Origin of the sequence: Streptomyces sp. NBC_01723, from assembly GCF_036246005.1 — a bacterium.
GTDB lineage: Bacteria > Actinomycetota > Actinomycetes > Streptomycetales > Streptomycetaceae > Streptomyces.
This window is the reverse complement of record NZ_CP109171.1, coordinates 6,894,510-6,912,273: the sequence shown is the minus strand read 5'-3', so window position 1 is coordinate 6,912,273 and position 17,764 is coordinate 6,894,510. Positions and strand designations below refer to the sequence as shown.

The window sequence follows — 17,764 nt, the reverse complement described above, 5'->3', positions numbered from 1 at the left end:
GCCGCCCTCGACGTCTCACCGCTTACCGTGCACGAGCTCGTTAGGTGCATCGGCAGGACCTCCGAACACCCTGAGGGCGGCACGCCCACTTGGGGGTCCCGCCCTCACCGCCTGGCATGCCGCTGCAGGCGCGGACCAGGGCCTGGGCCCGGTCCCTCGCAGTACCCAGGAGGTGAACTGTTTCTCGCCGGTGGCCGTTGCGGTGTAGGCAGAGCTGTTGTAGCGCGCGGCCTATGACTGCTGGTCGGCTCCTGAGGGTTGACTCAGGCCAGGCGAGACTGTGCGCCGATACCGTAAGGAAGGAATGGATATGAGCAGGGGTGACGAAGTAGACGGGGCGGTCTCGAGGGGTGACCCTCTCGCGCCTGCGGTCCCGTCGGATGCCGGCCGGCCAGGAGGCTCCGCGCAGGGGGGGGAGCCGGCCCCGCATTTCAACGTGGTGATCTTCGGCGGCGAATCCGCCGCCATTGACGGCGAATCGGTGCCTGTGATGCCGGGCGAACCAATTGATGTCGCGATTCTCGACATGCTGCACGGATACGCACGCGTCCGGAACGCCCCCGTGACGGGGGCCATCCAAGACCCGTCCAGTGACTACGTGGCGATCGTGGAGGTCGCTCCGGACGGATCCAGCAAGCTGCTGGAGCAGCGGGCGCAGGCGGAATCGAGCGGAGCAGGGCAGGCCGTCCGATCCAACGGATCTGCTGGACAGGCTGAACACCCCGTTCCAGTCGAGTCGTTCGGGTCCGGCGTGCCTCGTGCCGATACCGTGCCCCCTGGCACGGGTCGTGCGAAGTCGTCCGTAGGGACACAGAGCGCGAAGCCGCGAACCGTGCCACCTGGTCGTCGGCAGGTGCCGGGCGGGGCATCCGCCCGCGGGAAAGCGCGGTCTCAGTCGGACGATGAGTACGAACAGCCTGGACTGCTCCAGCGTCCCCTGGTTGTTGGGGGGGCAGCGGTTAGCGTGGTAGTACTCGTCATTGGTTCGTTGGTGGCGATCGGCAGTGGATCGGGGAGCGCCGAAGAACAGAATCAGGCGGTCGGCTCGGGCAACGGGGTCAGCGAACCACCGATGACTTTCCGGCCACCGAGTTACTCCGCCCCGGCCAGGCCGTCGCCTTCTGTCTCGCCGTCGCCTTCTGTCTCGCCGTTGCCTTCTGTCTCGCCATCCGGGCGGAAGCCGAAGGTGAAGCCGAAGCTGAAGGTGAAGCCGACCTCCGTTCCGCCGAAGCCGCCGAAGCCGAAGGTGAAGCCGACCTCCGTTCCGCCGAAGCCGAAAGGGAGCCGGGAGGCAAGAGACGCGCCTGGAGTGCCCAGCGGTGCGGTGGTACTCAAGGGCGAGAAATACGGCTACTGTGTCGATCTTCCCGGCAAGGGCAAGGGCCGACCGGGAAACGCGGTCTATGACGAGAAGAGCTGCACCACATCACGCAGAGACAACCAGTTGTGGACGCTGAAACCGGTTCTCAGGGACCGCAGCACAGGCGGGTCTGATCTTTACCTGATCCGCAACGTCAAGGACGGTCTCTGTCTGGACCTGCCGGGTGAGGGCCCCGCCAAGGGCACGACGCCGGTCGTCGAGCATCACTGCAAGGCCACCGTGAAGGACAACCAGCTCTGGTGGTTCCACAAGCGCTCCAACGGCACGTACTGGATCCGCAACCAGAAGAGCGGTGACCTGTGTCTCGACGTGTCGCGAACGAGCAGGCAGGCCGAGAACGCCAAACTAACGGTCTTCGGGTGCAATGACGGCGACGACCACCAGTGGCGTTTCGTGAAGAGCTGAGGCGGCCGGGGGTGGATGTGCGCGCGGATGCACATCCACCCTGGCTTTGTCCAATGGCTCTGCGGGCCCTAGAGGTTGTCCCGTATGGAGTGTGAGTTATCCAGTGAGGGCCAGGTTGTGCAGTCGGGCGATGCCGAGCATGGCCTGGTGAACTCCGTCGCCCTTGAGTCGGCAGTCCCGCAGGATCTTCCAGTTCTTCAACCGCGACAGGGCGTGTTCCACGCGCGCTCGTGCCCGGCGATGGACGGCGTTCTCTGCCTCCTGCGAGGGGCTGAGGTGGCTCTGGCCTCGTCGTTTGCGGTGCGGGATCAGGAGGCCGGTGCCTTGGTAGCCGCCGTCGGCAAGGGTCGGGGCGCCGCGGCAGGCCCGATCGATGCCGGACTCGGTGAAGGCCCGGCAGTCGTTGCGGCTGCCGGGCAGCGGGAGACCGATGGCCACGACCAGGCGGCTGTTGGCGTCGATGACGACCTGCAGATTGGTCGAGTACCGGTAGTTCTTGCTGGACGCGGCGACACTGCGGTCGCGGGTGGGCACCAGAGTGCCGTCGACGATGTAGACGGTGTCCTTGCGCGGCCGCCGCGCGGGCGAGATGGCCAGCAGCGGTGCGAGATGGTCCAAGATGCGGTCGGCAGCGGACTTCGAGACTCCGAACAACGGCGCCACCTGCCGCAACGTGAGGTTCGTGCGCCAGTACGTCGCCACCAGCAACACCCGGTCTTCGAGCGACAGCCGCCATGGTCGGCCACGCTGAACGTCGCCACCTCGGCGCCGTACCAGTGCCACCAGCCTCGCAAACTGCACCTCGGTCAGACCCGCAAACGGCTCGATCCACTTCGGATCATCTGCTGAGATCACCCCACCCATGCCCGACCAACGCACCAGCAGCACCACCGGTTACGGGACAACCTCTACCTGCCCCGGTTCTCCTGGACGGCCATCGTCCGCCACGAGCTGGTTAAGGGCGGGTCCTCCATGGACGACCCCACTCTGGTCAGATACTGGCGAAGCCGTCGCCGGAAATCGGCGCCTCCCATGGACAAGAACAGCCTCTACCTGGCATTTCGCCAGAAAGGGCTGTGTCCACTCTGCGGGCAAGCGCTGATCGCTGGAGCCGAATACGAACCGGACAGCCCACGTGAGTGGATCGACTGGTTCGCGGCGTCGAAGAAGATGCTTCACAAGCATCACTTCGTTTACCGGCGCGACGGCGGCACTGACGAGCGGAACAACCTTCGCCTCGTGCACTCCGACTGCCATCGCCAGCACCACGCGGGTGATGGCAGCCGATCCACATAACCGCTGCACTGCGAAGCCCTCGTGGCTTGCTTGAGCCGGATGCGTTGAAAGGCGCACGTCCGGTTCTGAGGGGGCCGGGTCACGGCAACGTGACCCGGCTACCCGACTCATCTCAAAGCGCTACGAACGGGGATCCATCATCCTGACCTCGAACAAGACCTTCAGCGAGTGGGGCCAGGTCTTCGGCGACGAGGTCCTGGCCACCGCCATCCTCGACCGACTCCTCCACCACTGCGACGTCATCTCCATCAACGGACCCAGCTACCGGCTGAAGAACCGCCTCATGGCCATCGAGCGAGAGAACGACGTCGCCTAGAGGTTGTCCCGTATGGAGTGTGAGTTATCCAGTGAGGGCCAGGTTGTGCAGTCGGGCGATGCCGAGCATGGCCTGGTGAACTCCGTCGCCCTTGAGTCGGCAGTCCCGCAGGATCTTCCAGTTCTTCAACCGCGACAGGGCGTGTTCCACGCGCGCTCGTGCCCGGCGATGGACGGCGTTCTCTGCCTCCTGCGAGGGGCTGAGGTGGCTCTGGCCTCGTCGTTTGCGGTGCGGGATCAGGAGGCCGGTGCCTTGGTAGCCGCCGTCGGCAAGGGTCGGGGCGCCGCGGCAGGCCCGATCGATGCCGGACTCGGTGAAGGCCCGGCAGTCGTTGCGGCTGCCGGGCAGCGGGAGACCGATGGCCACGACCAGGCGGCTGTTGGCGTCGATGACGACCTGCAGATTGGTCGAGTACCGGTAGTTCTTGCTGGACGCGGCGACACTGCGGTCGCGGGTGGGCACCAGAGTGCCGTCGACGATGTAGACGGTGTCCTTGCGCGGCCGCCGCGCGGGCGAGATGGCCAGCAGCGGTGCGAGATGGTCCAAGATGCGGTCGGCAGCGGACTTCGAGACTCCGAACAACGGCGCCACCTGCCGCAACGTGAGGTTCGTGCGCCAGTACGTCGCCACCAGCAACACCCGGTCTTCGAGCGACAGCCGCCATGGCCGGCCACGCTGAACGTCGCCACCTCGGCGCCGTACCCGTGCCACCAGCCTCGCAAACTGCACCTCGGTCAGACCCGCAAACGGCTCGATCCACTTCGGATCATCTGCTGAGATCACCCCACCCATGCCCGACCAACGCACCAGCAGCACCACCGGTTACGGGACAACCTCTAGGGAGAACCGTCCCTTGATGAAGAGGTCCTTCCTGCCTCACTCGGGCTTCATCACCTGGGCCAGGCCCTTGGGGGTGTCCTTCACCTCCGGCGGCGGCCCCGGATTGCCTCGATAGGTCACACACCATCGATGGTCACCTTGCCCGTCGCTTCGGCCAGCGGGCGATGTTCGGTCAGACCGTCGGCCGACCCGCCGACGAAGGTCACCAGGACAGTGATCGAGTTCGGGTCCATCGAAGCCGTCGCCTCCACACGCTCTACTTCACTCGGGGCTGCAGCACCGTCACCGGAACCACCGCATCCCACGAGCGCAACCAGCAGGCCGGCACAGCCCACCATTCTTCGGATCAGCATTCACGCATCCTGCCAGGGCCAGGTCAGACGGCCTACAGCAGAGACGATCTTGTGACCTCGACCCAGGCCGGGCCCCGAACACGCGCCATCAACTGGGGCCGTTCAACCGTACGCAACTGGGGAAATGAGGCCGTACTCCGACACGAGGATCTCGTCTGCGGTCTTCGTCCGGATGTAGGGCTTGGGATCGGTGTTCCATGCGGCGGTCCAGGTCCGGATGTCCTTCTCCAGCGCCTGGACGCTTCTGTGGACGCCTCGCCGTATCTGCTTGCTCGTCAGCTCGGCGAACCACCGCTCGACCAGGTTGAGCCAGGACGAGCCGGTAGGCGTGAAGTGCAGGTGGAAGCGGGGGTGGGCCAGCAGCCAGGTTTTGATGGCTGGGGTCTTGTGGGTGGCGTAGTTGTCCAGCACCAGATGCACGTCCAGGCCCGCCGGCACCTCCCGGTCGAGTTTGATCAGGAACTTCTTGAACTCCTCGGCACGGTGCCGGCGGTGCAGGGAGCCGATCACCTTCCCCGTGGCCACCTCCAGTGCGGCGAACAACGTGGCGGTGCCCGCGCGCACGTGGGTGACCCGCTGCGGGACGCCGGGCATCATCGGCAGCACCGGCTGGGACCGGTCAAGGGCCCGGATCTGCGACTTCTCGTCGACACAGAGCACCAGGGCCTTCTCGGGCGGGTCCAGATAGAGGCCGACCACGTCGTGGACCTTGTCGACGAAGTGCGGGTCCGTCGACAGCTTGAACGTCTCGGTGCGGTGCGGTGCGGCTGCAGGCCGAAGGCCCGCCAGATCCGCGACACGGTCGACTGCGACAGACCCGTCTCCGTGGCCATCGCCCGCGTCGACCAGTGCGTGGCGTTCTTCGGCGCGGTCTCCAGCGTCCGCTTCACCACCGCAGCGACCTGCTCGTCGGTGACCGTCCGGGGCCCGCCAGAGCGCGGCACGTCACCCAGCCCGGCGATCCGGTGCCCGACGAACCGCCTCCGCCAGCGGCCCACCGCATGCGGTGTCGAACCGAGCTGTGCGGCCACGTCCTTGTTGGACGCGCCAGTCGCACAGGCCAGGATGACCCGGCACCGCAAAGCCCACGCCTACGGGGTGGAACAGCACCGCACCCACCCCTCCAGCGCAGCCCGCTCCGCATCCGACAAGATCAACTCGGCCTTCGGCCGCCCAGTACGCGCCACCAGGCAACCCTACACATCTGAACAGAACTCATGACTCAGAAGACTAGTAGGACTCCGTTAGGTCTGTCTCGATCTTGGTGTCGTGTGCGGTCGTCTGGGCAGGGGCTGGTGGCAGGTGGTGCAGATGCCGGTCCAGCACCTCAGGACGTCCTGGAGGGCGTCGAGGGTCTGGTAGAGGGTGAACCCGGTGTGGGTGCTTTTGAGGCCAGCCGCTGTTCGGTGAGAAATGCGTGGGCGGCGGTCACGAGGGTGACGTGATGGTGCCAGCCGGGCCAGGAGCGGCCTTCGAAGTGGTCCAGGCCCAGGCCGTGCTTGAGCTCACGGTAGTCGTGCTCGATGCGCCAGCGGACCTTGGCCAGACGGATAAGGTCCGTGATCGGAGTGTCGGCCGGCAGGCTGGACAGCCAGTAGTCGGTGGGCGCCTCGGCGTCCTCGGGCCACTCGACCAGCAGCCAGCAGTCAGGGCAGGACGCCGTCCCACCAGCCCTGTTCAGCCGAGGCGGCAGTCCGGATCGGACGCTCGACGGCCTTGGCCGCCGGACGGACACGCACGGTGGCGAAGCGGGACCGTAACTCTCCTCGCGAGCCCTGCCGCCAGGTGAGGGACGTGAACGCCTCCTGCCCGAGCCCTGCCGTCAGGGCCGCAACCGAGGGTGCCCGGTAGCGGGGCTGGGGCTAGCAGCCGACCGGGCCCGTGCGCTCCGGGGCCACCGGCTTCACGTCGAATGGATGGGCGCTCACGTCCGCGCGGACGGCCAGCACATAGTCGATCCCCCGCTCTGCGAGGCCGGCCCGCAGGTGGGCATTGGGAACCACCGGGGCCGCGACAGGCCGGGCGCCGGGACCGCCCGCCTGTACACGCGAATCCTCACCCGCGCCGATGCACGGTGATGCCTACGTCGCCCGTACCGCATGGGGTCGAGGCTTCCCTGCCCAGGTCGGACAATCAAGCGACAAACAGGCAAAAAAAGTCACTATCTGCTACATTCGCCTTATGAGGATCGACGTCGATGCCCTTCTGCGTGAGGTTGCGCTTCGACTACGGCCACGCATAGGTGAACTGGTCGACCTCCTGGTCTCGCGTATGCGCGAGGAGGTCCCCTCGGTATGGGCTTACGACGACCTCGCAGACCCGGCCATGCAGTCCGTCAGCCAGCACGTCGACACCTTATTGTATCTGCTCGAACGTGAGTTCGACACCTTTAGCGTCCAGGCCCCGCCTGCCGCTGTCAGCTTCGCCACCCGTCTGGCCGAGCACGGCGGGCAGATCACCGAACTCCTGCACGCCTACCGAATCGGGCATGCCGCCATCCTCGACCTGATTCGGGAGGAGGCGGCCCATCTCACTACCGACCCTGAGCTGCGCGACGCGGTGGCCGACGCATTGATCGAGGGAACGTTCGACTACATCGATCACACCTCCGAACAGGTCGTGACGGCATACCAGCACGCGCGGGACATCCGGCTTCAGCGGCGGCTCATCGTGGTCAACGAAGCGAGCTGCCGGATCGGCACCAGCCTGGACATCGCCCGCACCGCTCAGGAACTTGCCGAAGTGGGGACCGAGTATCTAGCCGACTTCGTGACCGTCGATCTTCTCGACGCCACACTCCGCGAAGAAGGCCCCGCTCCCGCGCAGGACATCCTGGTGTTGCGCCGCATCGCCCAGCACTCCGTGCTGGACGGCTGCCCGGAGTCAGCGGTCCCCACCGACCGCACGCACGGCTTCGCGCCGGGGTCGGAACCCGCTAGCGCCTTGTTCACCGGACATCCCCTGCGGCATCGCATCACGCCCGCCGACACCCCCGCATGGCTTGCGGGATCCGAGGCCCACAGGCACGCCATCGGCGCCTTCGGCATCCATACGATGCTGCTGATCCCATTCTGGGCCCGCGGCAGGCCTCTGGGCATCGCACAGTTCTTCCGCCACCGTGACGCAACGCCGTTCGACGACGACGACTTGCTCCTGGCCCAGGAGGTCACCTCCAGAGCGGCCATATACATCGACAACGCCCGCCGCTACACCTACGAACGCGCCACCGCCCTGGCTCTCCAGCGAAGCCTGCTCCCGAGCAACGTGCCCCGGCACGCCACTGTCGAGACAGCCGCCCGCTACCTGCCCTCCGGAGCCCGGGCCGGCGTGGGAGGCGACTGGTACGACGTAATCCCGCTCTCCGGGGCCCGGATCGCCCTCGTCATCGGTGACGTGGTCGGCCGTGGTCTGTACGCCTCGGCCACGATGGGGCGGCTGCGAACGGCCGTGCGGACGCTCGCGGACATCGATCTGATGCCCGACGAACTCCTCACCCACCTCGACGACGTGGTCATCAGGCTGCAGCGCGAGGAGGGCAGGGACCAGGACGAGATCAGCGCCACTTGCCTGTATGCGGTCTACGATCCCGTATCGCAGATCTGCTCGCTGGCCAGCGCCGGACATGTGCTGCCCGCAGTGGTGCCCCCGCCGACCGACGGCGGCCCCGCGGCGAACCCACAGGCGAGCTTCCCGGACGCGCCGATCGGCCCGCCGTTGGGCCTGGGCGGTCTCCCCTTCGAAACCGCCCGGTTCGAGCTACCGGAAGGCAGCCTCCTCGCCCTGTTCACGGACGGCCTCATCGAGAGTTCCACCCGCGACCCAGACAGCGGACTGGCCACGCTGCGTGACGTCCTCGCCCAAACCGATCCCTCGCTGGAGGACACCTGCGACCGGCTCTTGGACGAACTGTTGCCCTCCCGGCCGGCCGACGACGTCGCCCTCCTCCTCGCGCGCCCGCATGCCCTGGACGCCAACCATGTCACAACCCTGGAGCTGCCATCCGATCCGTCGATGGTCTCCCACGCACGCGCCTACGCGACCGACCATCTGGCCGCCTGGAAGCTGGACGACCTGGCCTTCAGCACGGAACTCATAGTCAGTGAACTCGTCACGAACGCAATCCGCTACGGCAAGGAGCCCCTCTGCCTGCGGATGATTCTCCAGTCCACGCTGACGTGCGAGGTCGCCGACGCCAGCAGTACGTCTCCCCGTCTGCGCCGAGCGAGGACCTTCGACGAAGACGGCCGCGGCCTGCTCCTAGTCGCCCAGCTCGCCAAGAACTGGGGCACCCGGTACACCCGCGACGGGAAGGTGATCTGGGCGGAACAATCCCTCCCCGGCTCCCCCTGATGCACCCGGCGGGGTTGGGCTAAACAGGCGTACCGGAACTGTAAATCGTTCGACTCTGCCCCGTAATCGGTGGTAACGAGGGGTGACGACCGTCGTTGACGGTACATGGAAGATGTCAACGACCTTGTGGACGTGGTGTTTTCGGGACTCGCCTCGCTCGTCGTCGACGAAGTGACGGACGAGGGCGAGTTCATCCGGATGCGGGCCCGGACGCGGGACGAGTTGGTGCAGTGCCCAGTGTGCGGGCAGCCGACGGGGCGGGTGCATGGCATCCATCAACGTACGATCGCGGACGTGCCAGCGGACGGCAGGCGAGTCGTGGTATCGGTGCAGGTCCGGCGTCTGGTCTGCCCAGTCCTGGGGTGCCACCGCCAGACGTTCCGGGAACAGGTCCCCGGCCTGATCGAGCGCTATCAGCGGCGCACATGCCGCCTCGCCGACCAGCTCGGCCAGGTGGTGAAGGAGTTAGCGGGCCGGGCGGGCGCCCGCCTCTCCCGTGTCCTGGCTGTGGCGATATCCCGCTCGACCGCGCTCAGGCTCCTGGCCCACCTGCCCTTGCCCGTGGTGCCGGTGCCGCGCGTCCTGGGCGTCGACGACTTCGCGCTCAAGCGCCGCCACCGCTACGCAACCGTCCTGATTGACGCCGAAACCGGCGAACGCGTCGACGTACTCCCGGGCCGTGGCGCCGACGCCCTGGAGCGGTGGCTACACGAGCACCCTGGCGTCGAGGTTGTCTGCCGTGATGGCTCCGGCGCATACGGTGAGGCCGTGCGCCGGGCCCTGCCAGAAGCGGTGCAGGTCAGCGACCGCTGGCACCTGTGGAAGAACCTGTGCGAGAAGACCCTGGCCGAGGTCCGCTCCCACAGCGCCTGCTGGGCCACAGCGAACCCGCACCGCCCGGCCGGCGTCCATGAGCAGACCACCCGCGAACGCTGGCACAAGATCCACGACCTCCTCAGCAAGGATGTGGGCCTGCTCGAATGTGCCCGCCGTATGAACCTGTCCCTCAACACCGTCAAGCGCTATGCGCGCACCCGCGAACCCGAAGTCCTGCGCCGGGCACCGCGTTACCGGCCCACGCTGGTCGACCCTTACCGCGACCACCTGCGCGAACGTCGTACAGCCGACCCCGCTGTCCCCGTGAAGCAGCTGTTCCGCGAGATCCAGGAGCAGGGCTACACCGGCAGCTTCAACCTCCTCCACCGCTACATCACTCAGGGCCGGGCAGAAGGCGACCGACCCGTCACCACCCCGCGATAGCTGGCCCGCCTCCTTCTCACCCACCCCGACCACCTCCGGGACAAGGACACAAGCCTCCTCACCGAGCTCACCGCGTCCTGCCCAGAGATGACACAACTAGCCTTATTCACACGTGAGTTCGCACAGCCCATCACGCCGGCCGCAGGCAATGACAAGAAACTCACCACGTGGATCGACAGCGTCCGCAGGGCCCAACTGCCCTACCTCCACGCCTTTGCGAACGGTCTCGAACTCGACCGTGCAGCCGTCAACGCCGGCCTCACCCGCCCGCACCACAACGGACGGACCGAAGGCGTCAACACCCGCACCAAACGCATCATGAGGCAGATGCACGGCCGCGCGGGCTTCGACCTCCTCCGCCACCGCATCCTCCTGCACTGATGATCACCCTTCGTTACCACCGATTACGGGACAGAGCCGAACGATTTACAGTCCCCGACTACGAAACCCACCACACCGCTCCGAAGCAATGATCCGCATCGCGATGATCGACCTGATGAGCCGCAGGCTCACACGAGAATCGACTCCAAACTGGAAGGACTCGTAGCCGCCGGGCCACGCTGACCCGCGCGTCCTCGCCCCTCATTCCCTTCAGCCAGCGGTCATCAATGACACCCGCCGCCTCCCGGCAGGCACTACAGGCGTTCTCCCGCTCCGACAGCCACCAGTGATCCGAAGGCGACATGCCGGCTATCTGGATTCCGCACAACGTCCTGTCGAAGACGCCGAAGGCGTGGGAGACATCGGCAGGAAGGCCGTCCGCGACGGCCCTCTCCCAGCGCATCCCCACGGGCAAGTACGGCGGCCGCGAGACCTCGAACCACTCGCCATCCACATGCGTGACGGCATGGCACCAGGAACAGGACCAGATCTCCTCTTGTGGCACAGCCGGCTGCACCGGCTATCGCCACATCGGCCTTCCACACACATCGCACTCCACGGGCGGATACTCACACGCATCCGTGCGTGGCCCAACCCGCTGACACCGCGCGACTTACCAAACACCCCCGACGGGACAAAACGCTCTTTAAGAGGTCGTTTGCATCTATGTCACCCGGATATATGCCGATTTTCGGAGTGCAAGGTTGTGGTGATCGTGAGGTAGCTGCTGAGCTTTGGGGTTTGTGGGTCGGATGGGGTGGTGGGAGGGACAGGCTGGCGCCTGCTCCTGTTTCATCCCAGGACGCCCGGTCTTCGCGGCCCGCGTGCTTCCGCCATCGCTGCTGTGCGCCTGGGCGCACTCGGCCCGCGGCGGTACGCCGGAAGCATGACGAAGCGACGTCCGTATCCGAGCGATCTGTCCGATGCGCGCTGGGAGTTGATCGAGCCGGTGCTCTCGGCCTGGCGCTTCGAGCGCCGTGGCCGGGCTCTGGACTTCGGCCGGCCACCCGAGCATGACCTGCGCGACATCATGGACGCGATCTTGTACGTCGACCGGACCGGGGTCCAGTGGCGCTACCTCCCGCACGACTTCCCGCACTGGAACACGGTCTACGGCTACTTCGCCAAATGGGCCGATGAGGGCGTGTTTGCCCAGCTCAACGGCCTTCTCCGGCAGCTCTTACGGGAGAAGGAGGGCCGGGACGGCGGGCCGTCGGCCTGCGTGATCGACGCTCAGAGCGTCAAGACCTCCACCAGCGTCCCCGCCGCCGGCCAGGGCGTCGACGCCGGGAAGAAGATCGTCGGCCGGAAGCGGAGCATCGTCACCGACACGCTCGGACTCCTCCTCGCGGTGCTGGTCACCGCAGCGAGCGTGCAGGACTCCGTCGCCGGCACCGCGCTGCTCGACCGGGTCGCCGCCGAGCACCCCGGCATCCGCAAGGTATGGGTCGACGGTGGCTACCGCCAGCACCTCGTCGAGCACGCCGCGACCCTCGGCATCGACATGGAGATCACCACCCGCAAGCCCGGGACCAGGGGCTTCGCCCCGATCCCGAAACGCTGGGCCGTCGAGCGGACCTACGGCTGGCTCATGCTCCACCGGCGCCTGGCCCGCGACTACGAAACCCCGCCGACCCGGTCCGAAGCGGTGGTCCGCATCGCCATGACCGACCTCATGGCCCGCCGCCTCACTGGCGAGAACACGATCTCCTGGCGCGACCCGAAAGAAGCCAACAAACCCCTCATCTCGGGATGAAACATCGGGCGAAAACGACCTCTAAGTGCGGGAGCGGCGCAATGAGCACCTTGCTTTCGACGTCTGACTCGCCGACGTTCGTCTGGACAGACAATGAGAACACCGCACGTTGACCAGCGGCTTGCGGCGCGACCGTGCAGCGGTCTTTCGGCCCTCACCACCACGCACACCTCGGGAGTGGTCAGGGGCAACGTTATGAGGATTAAACTGCTGAAGAGACAGATGCACGGCCAGGTCAACTTCGACCTTCTTCGACGCCGCATCCTACGATTCATCCGATACCGACACAGCATGCCATCTCCCGGTCGAAGTCCTGGCGAACCCTCCGCAGTTGACCTCGCCCCCCCCCGAGATCCCCGACAGAGTCAAGCTATGGCGTCTGCTCGAATGCACTCGTCGCCTCGATGTCGCCCTGACCTGAGGGCCCCTCAGCCCCTCTGGGCTGTGGAATAGCAGCCGGCGGCCGGTCAGCGGGCGGGACCGCGGCGTGCATGCGGGCTTGGCCCACTGTGGCTCGTCGAAGCGGTGCTTCCGCGGCTTGACGGTGTCTGAGTCCACCCGTGTCGGGGTGAAGGTTCATACGCGGAACCAGCCCGTTGACCGGGCGCCAACGCGGGTGTGTAGGGCTCAGGCTGGTACCGGTCGGCGCCGACCATCGCTGCCATCGCGACACCGTAGACCACCAGGCCAGCGGCCTCCCCTGCCGGGGCGGCGGGTCCTGCTCCGGCAGCGAAGGCCGCGGACGTGAACGCTCCCGCGATGGCGACGGTGCTCAGGGCCCACAGCGGATAGTTGACGCCGGGATGGGGCTCGTCCGGTCGCCTGCGGGGCCCGTAGAGCCTTGTCGCTTGCTCCACCGACACGGTCAGCGCCTCCGCTGCACCGAGTACGGCGCTGAACGCTCGGACAGCGGTGGCATCAGCGGGCTCCTGGAACATGCTGGCTGCTCTTACCGCCGTGGCGGTTCTCGTGAACGTCCGGGCCATGGCGCGGGCGATATCCCACACCTCGGAATCCGGGCCGGCCGCAGCCACGGCCTGCTCCACTTGTCCGGTAGGCGGTCGGGAGATCTGATTCGCCGCACTGGGCGGGGTGGCCACCGTGGGTGCGGATACGTCGTAGAGAGGGATGTCGTGCAAGGGAGGGACCTGGCCGAGTGAAGGCGGCGGTGACTCTCGACCATCTTCTCCGGGCTGATCGCCTGCCGCACTGTTGTCTGGCATGCCGAAACTCCTTGTCGTCGTCTGGTGTGTTGCTGCGGCAGCCGCGGGGGTCTCCCTTGACAGGTTCAGCCGTCGCCGTGGCCGGAGACTGCGGACTGCCGTCTAGCACCACGGCACCTAGGCCGGAATGGTTCACGGGCAGGGTGAGTGCCCTGTCGACTGCGCGTGCAGCCGTGAGGTCGGTGGGGCTGAGCGTTGGTGCGAGGTGTCCGGGATCTTCGGGGCCCCTCACCGCCGCCAGTGCCCACGGCATCGTCCAAGCCTGCCTGACCCGACAGATCCTGGTCCCGGCCGACCGCGCCTGCCCCAAGGCGCCGACGCCACCGTCCGCACCCCCCATACGGCCACCGCGACCACGCCCGCCTCCCGGAACCGGGAGAACGCGCCTTCGCCAGGCTCAAATCCAGGCGCATTTGGCGGCGAGCACGCTGCTCGACCATCCGCATCGGACCCACCGTCGCAGCCGTCCACACCCTCATGACCTTCGACTATTCAGGATAAAAGAGGTTCAGTGGCCAGCACCTGAAACTCCCCCCGCCCGCACCCCCGCAGCGTCGTCCTCGCCAGGGATGCCTTGTCGGACGAGGGGGACGCTGCGGCGCTGCCGCTGTCGGGGCTGGTCACCAAGGCGCTGCGGCACAGGACGAACCGGTCGACGAATGCGGGCACGGACTCGCGCGGGTCGCCACGCTCGTGGCTGCCTCCGCAATGCCGTCTGGAGCCTCGGTGCGGTGGCCCGCCGGTTCCACAACTTTAGCGCCGTGGAATTGCGCAGAAATCGGTCAGTTCAAGAAGGAGTACGGACAAGGCCCGCAGGGCCGCGCCTGAGTCGAACTGCGTCCTCCCGCCATCCTGAAAAGCGGGGCTGTGGCAAAGGATCCCCCAGTGAACCGTCCACCGCGCGTGTACGTCGTGCGTGTGTAGTCGATCACGACTTGGGAGGCATGTTCTATGCGCGTGAGATCGCTCATGTCACTTCGATCACTTCTGCTGGCTCTCTTGTTGGTTGTCGCTGTGTCAGCCGTGGCCTCGGCGCCCCAGGGCTACTTCGGCGACCGCGAGGACCGTGTTTCCGGAGCGGCAGCCGAGGGTGCCGAACGCACCGTCACTTTGCGGAACAACACAAACAGTCCCATCTGGGTCGGCGCCACGGCCAATGCCGACGGCTCACCCCCACTCACCGGACTGCCCCGGCTGCAGCCGGGAGAGTCCGCCACCGTGACCATCCCCGAACGTTCGGGCCCCGGGCACTGGCGTGGAAAGTTCTTCGCCCGCCAGGGCTGTACCGGAGAGGAGGGCACTACGTTCCATTGTGCCGTGGCTGACTGCGGGCCGTACGCCGACCGCTGTTCAACGGGTGAACAGCCAGCCAGTCTGGCCGAGTTCAACTTCGACACAGCCGACGCTTGGGCTCCTTGGTACAACGTCAGCTACGTCAACGCCGTTTCGGTGCCCATCACCATCACCCCTGACGGAGTACCGCCGCCTGAGGACGGCGGACAGTGTGCCGCGGTCGGCTGCCCCACCGATTTGCTGGCCGTCTGCCCGCCCGAGAATCTGACCACAGATCAGGTGACAGGACGTCCGCTGGTGTGCGTCAACCCGAACCGGGACGCGAAGACCGCCTACAGCCAAGCGCTCACGGAAAAGTGCCCCTCGGCATACTCCTGGTCCAAGCATGACGCCGAGGCAGGCAACCAGGTTGTCCGTCAGTGCAGCGAGTGCAGCGGCATGACCGTAACCTTCCACGGTTTCGGTGCCGCCACGCGGCCCGCCTCTGACCCTCCTCGCGCTCCCGAGCCCGGGCCCGAGGCCAGCCACGACGAGCGTTCCTCGAACGCAGTCGGCAAGGGCGTGGGTCTCAACCCCGTCGAAGGCGCCTCCCAGGCGCTGGCGGCCTCCGGAGCGAAGTGGTACCACAACTGGGCCGCCACCAGTGCCGGAGTCACCAAGCCAACGGATGTCGAGTTCGTCCCGACGATCTGGGGCCCCGGCTCGGTGACCGAAGCCGAGCTGGGCAATGCCGCCCGAGAGGGAAAGAACCTCCTCGGCTTCAACGAGCCCGACTCGCCCACGCAGGCCAATATGACGCCCGAACAGGCTCTGGACCTGTGGCCGCAGTTGCAGAAGACAGGCCTGAACCTGGGGGCTCCGGCGGTCGCCACCGACGCCGACAGGCCCGGCGGGTGGCTGGACCGCTTTATGAATGGAGCCCAGGAGCGCGGTCTGCGCGTCGACTTCATCCCGGTTCACTGGTATGGCTCCGACTTCAGCTGGCGGGCCACCTACCAGCTGGCCGCCTACCTGGAACGTGTCCATGAGCGATACAACAAGCCGATCTGGCTGACCGAGTACGCCCTCATTGACTTCACTCAGGGCACTCCTCGATACCCGAGTGAGCAGGAGCAGAATCGCTTCATCAAGACATCGGCGGAGACGCTGGAGAGGCTGGACTACGTGGACCGCTACGCGTGGTTCGCCCTGTCCACCCAGACGAGCCCGACCGGTCTCTTCAACGGAGCCACCCCGAACGGCAGCGGCAGCACCTACCGCAACGCGGACTGAGGCACATCACCCTGGACGGACTTGCCGTGATCCACATCAGGTCGCGGCAAGTACGCGGAAGGCGATGCCTGTTCCGCCCCACTGGGCACGTCATCGGCCGTCCGAAACACCACATCGCACACTGGAAGAGAACTCGATGACCAGCGACACCCCCGGAGCCCAGCAGGAGAGCCCGTCACCTGCGGAGCCCCCGTCCGAGGCACCGCCGCCTCCGCAGGTTCCGTCCCCACCTCGGTTCATCCTCTACCTGGAGGGGACCGAGTACGCGCAGAATCTGCGCCAGCTGACGCTGTGGACCCACCATGTGCTGCTGCCGGTGTACGGCCGAGAGGTCACCTCCGCCACTCCCTGGTGTTCCCGCTGGTGGGAGCATATGGACGCAATTGCCCAACTCCACGGCCTGTGGCTTGCTTGGGCGGATCTGACAGGCCCCGGCTCCCCCGCGTGTGGACCTGCCAACTGGCACCGGGACTATCTGAGACCTGTCATGGATTCGCTGCGCGATCCGATGGGCCCCTTCGCCGGCTGCAAACCCGGCAATCACCGGTCGAAGGAGAGGCCGCCCGTCGACGCTCTCGACCCGTTCGGAGTTGCGTCGACGGAATCGGGAGCACGGTCTAGTGATCCACAAGAGCCAACAGGTTAGAGACGGTTTTCTTAGAGGCCGTTCTCTTTCCGAATGCCGTGTGCAGATTCCGCTGGTCAGGCATGAGATTGCGGCTGTGGCGGGAGCCTCGACTCGTTGCTGATCGAGTCGGTGGGGGTGGCGGATGCCGTCGATGCGTGCGGTCCTGGAAACGCGGCGGAAGGCCGCTGCCGTGCGGGTGGATGAGCTCGAAGCCGAACTGAAGCGGGTGCGGGCAGACTTGGCGGATGCCGAGGAGGTTCTCAAGCTTCGGACGATCGGCCTCGAGCAGTATCTGGAAGCGCTCGCCGAGGAGGAACAGCCGGCCGAGACAGTCGTTGGCCCGTCGCCGAGGACGCCGGTGGGCCCGCGCCGTGCGGTGCCGCATCGACAGAACGCGGCCGGGGTCGAAGACCTGTCGGTGGACTACCAGGCGGTGATGGCAGCCGCGGCCGAGGCCGGGATCGACGGGCTGGGTGCCCGGCGGGCGGCCGTGGTGCTTGGCTGGGACAGTGCCTCGGCCTCACGCGTCGAGGGTGCGAGAGCACGGCTGAAGAGGCTGGTGGAACGGGGCTGGCTGGTGGAGACGAGGCCCGGGAGGTTCACCCTGCCGTCAGGACTGCAGGCCGACGAGATCGTGCGGCCAGGCGGCGGCTCATCAGGGCGATCATCGACCAGCGGATGACGGCTTCGCTCGTGTCGGGGCGGCGTTCGTAGTCCCTGACCAGGCGGCGGCTGCGCAGAAACCACGCAAAGGACCGTTCGACGACCCAGCGGCGGGGAAGGGCCTGGAAGCCCCGGACGTCCTCACTGCGGCGGACGATGTCGAGGACGAGCCCGAGGTGCTGGCTGGTCCAGTCGGTGAGGTGGCCGGTGTAGCCGCCATCGGCCCAGACCCGGGCCAGCCGCCGGAAACGGCCGGCCGCCGCTGGCAGAAGGGACCGGGCGCCGTCCCGGTCGGTCACGGAGGCCGGTGTGACCAGGACGGCTAGAGGTTGTCCCGTAACCGGTGG

General features: G+C 66.8%; 11 protein-coding genes and 6 pseudogenes. 11 read left to right on the top strand and 6 right to left on the bottom strand.

Going from position 1 to position 17,764, the window contains the following annotated elements:
• Positions 1-436 precede the first annotated feature (436 nt).
• Entirely contained in the window at positions 437-1,786 is a 1,350-nt protein-coding gene (locus OIE75_RS32480) for an RICIN domain-containing protein (RefSeq protein ID WP_329473081.1), read from the top strand.
• Between the two features lie 96 nt (positions 1,787-1,882).
• Here OIE75_RS32480 and OIE75_RS32475 read toward each other — a convergent pair whose 3' ends face one another.
• Positions 1,883-2,650 carry an IS5-like element IS1373 family transposase gene (locus OIE75_RS32475; protein WP_329474011.1) on the bottom strand — a complete coding sequence of 256 codons (768 nt, stop codon included), beginning with the start codon at positions 2,648-2,650 and terminating at the stop codon, positions 1,883-1,885.
• Between the two features lie 168 nt (positions 2,651-2,818).
• On the opposite strand from OIE75_RS32475, the gene OIE75_RS32470 reads away from it, so the two are divergent.
• Both OIE75_RS32470 and OIE75_RS32465 read left to right on the top strand, forming a co-directional pair.
• On the top strand, positions 2,819-3,082 hold the full coding sequence (locus OIE75_RS32470; protein ID WP_329473080.1) for an HNH endonuclease: 264 nt from the start codon (positions 2,819-2,821) through the stop codon (positions 3,080-3,082).
• 103 nt (positions 3,083-3,185) lie between these two features.
• Positions 3,186-3,398, top strand: a pseudogene (locus OIE75_RS32465) (ATP-binding protein); the annotation flags it as partial.
• A gap of 24 nt (positions 3,399-3,422) precedes the next feature.
• On the opposite strand, the gene OIE75_RS32460 reads toward OIE75_RS32465, so the two are convergent.
• The 4 genes and pseudogenes from OIE75_RS32460 to OIE75_RS32445 all read right to left on the bottom strand — a co-directional run.
• Positions 3,423-4,190, bottom strand: a complete 768-nt coding sequence (locus OIE75_RS32460) for an IS5-like element IS1373 family transposase (protein WP_329474096.1) — start codon at positions 4,188-4,190, stop codon at positions 3,423-3,425.
• Positions 4,191-4,354: 164 nt separating this feature from the next.
• Positions 4,355-4,591: a hypothetical protein gene (locus OIE75_RS32455; protein ID WP_329473079.1), complete on the bottom strand. Its 237-nt coding sequence runs from the start codon at positions 4,589-4,591 to the stop codon at positions 4,355-4,357.
• 102 nt (positions 4,592-4,693) lie between these two features.
• Positions 4,694-5,778: pseudogene (locus OIE75_RS32450) on the bottom strand (IS630 family transposase).
• Between the two features lie 140 nt (positions 5,779-5,918).
• A pseudogene (locus tag OIE75_RS32445) lies at positions 5,919-6,585 on the bottom strand (IS701 family transposase); the annotation flags it as partial.
• A gap of 187 nt (positions 6,586-6,772) precedes the next feature.
• Here OIE75_RS32445 and OIE75_RS32440 point away from each other — a divergent pair.
• The 8 genes and pseudogenes from OIE75_RS32440 (at position 6,773) to OIE75_RS32405 (ending at position 17,436) form a co-directional block, all read left to right on the top strand.
• Positions 6,773-8,941, top strand: a complete 2,169-nt coding sequence (locus OIE75_RS32440) for an ATP-binding SpoIIE family protein phosphatase (protein ID WP_329473077.1) — start codon at positions 6,773-6,775, stop codon at positions 8,939-8,941.
• A 105-nt stretch (positions 8,942-9,046) separates the two neighbouring features.
• A pseudogene (locus OIE75_RS32435) lies at positions 9,047-10,582 on the top strand (ISL3 family transposase).
• A 56-nt stretch (positions 10,583-10,638) separates the two neighbouring features.
• A pseudogene (locus tag OIE75_RS32430) lies at positions 10,639-10,748 on the top strand (IS5 family transposase); the annotation flags it as partial.
• Between the two features lie 720 nt (positions 10,749-11,468).
• Complete coding sequence (locus OIE75_RS32425; RefSeq protein WP_329473076.1) at positions 11,469-12,338, top strand: IS5 family transposase; 870 nt, start codon at positions 11,469-11,471, stop codon at positions 12,336-12,338.
• A gap of 1,432 nt (positions 12,339-13,770) precedes the next feature.
• A pseudogene (locus tag OIE75_RS32420) lies at positions 13,771-14,062 on the top strand (IS5/IS1182 family transposase); the annotation flags it as partial.
• A 513-nt stretch (positions 14,063-14,575) separates the two neighbouring features.
• A complete protein-coding gene (locus tag OIE75_RS32415) occupies positions 14,576-16,126 on the top strand; it encodes a glycosyl hydrolase (protein WP_329473075.1) in 1,551 nt (516 codons plus the stop codon).
• A 136-nt stretch (positions 16,127-16,262) separates the two neighbouring features.
• Entirely contained in the window at positions 16,263-16,772 is a 510-nt protein-coding gene (locus OIE75_RS32410) for a DUF4913 domain-containing protein (RefSeq protein ID WP_329473074.1), read from the top strand.
• Between the two features lie 133 nt (positions 16,773-16,905).
• Positions 16,906-17,436, top strand: coding sequence for a hypothetical protein (locus tag OIE75_RS32405; RefSeq protein WP_329473073.1), 531 nt, complete (start codon positions 16,906-16,908; stop codon positions 17,434-17,436).
• On the opposite strand, the gene OIE75_RS32400 is transcribed toward OIE75_RS32405, so the two are convergent.
• A complete protein-coding gene (locus OIE75_RS32400) occupies positions 17,354-17,716 on the bottom strand; it encodes a transposase (RefSeq protein ID WP_329473072.1) in 363 nt (120 codons plus the stop codon). The genes OIE75_RS32405 and OIE75_RS32400 overlap by 83 nt on opposite strands.
• Positions 17,717-17,764: the final 48 nt, after the last annotated feature.

Coding starts and splice junctions, on each gene's coding strand:
- OIE75_RS32475 (WP_329474011.1), bottom strand. CDS start 2,650: ATGGGTGGGGTGATCTCAGCAGATGATCCGAAGTGGATCGAGCCGTTT.
- OIE75_RS32470 (WP_329473080.1), top strand. CDS start 2,819: ATGGACAAGAACAGCCTCTACCTGGCATTTCGCCAGAAAGGGCTGTGT.
- OIE75_RS32460 (WP_329474096.1), bottom strand. CDS start 4,190: ATGGGTGGGGTGATCTCAGCAGATGATCCGAAGTGGATCGAGCCGTTT.
- OIE75_RS32455 (WP_329473079.1), bottom strand. CDS start 4,591: ATGCTGATCCGAAGAATGGTGGGCTGTGCCGGCCTGCTGGTTGCGCTC.
- OIE75_RS32440 (WP_329473077.1), top strand. CDS start 6,773: ATGAGGATCGACGTCGATGCCCTTCTGCGTGAGGTTGCGCTTCGACTA.
- OIE75_RS32425 (WP_329473076.1), top strand. CDS start 11,469: ATGACGAAGCGACGTCCGTATCCGAGCGATCTGTCCGATGCGCGCTGG.
- OIE75_RS32410 (WP_329473074.1), top strand. CDS start 16,263: ATGACCAGCGACACCCCCGGAGCCCAGCAGGAGAGCCCGTCACCTGCG.
- OIE75_RS32405 (WP_329473073.1), top strand. CDS start 16,906: ATGCGTGCGGTCCTGGAAACGCGGCGGAAGGCCGCTGCCGTGCGGGTG.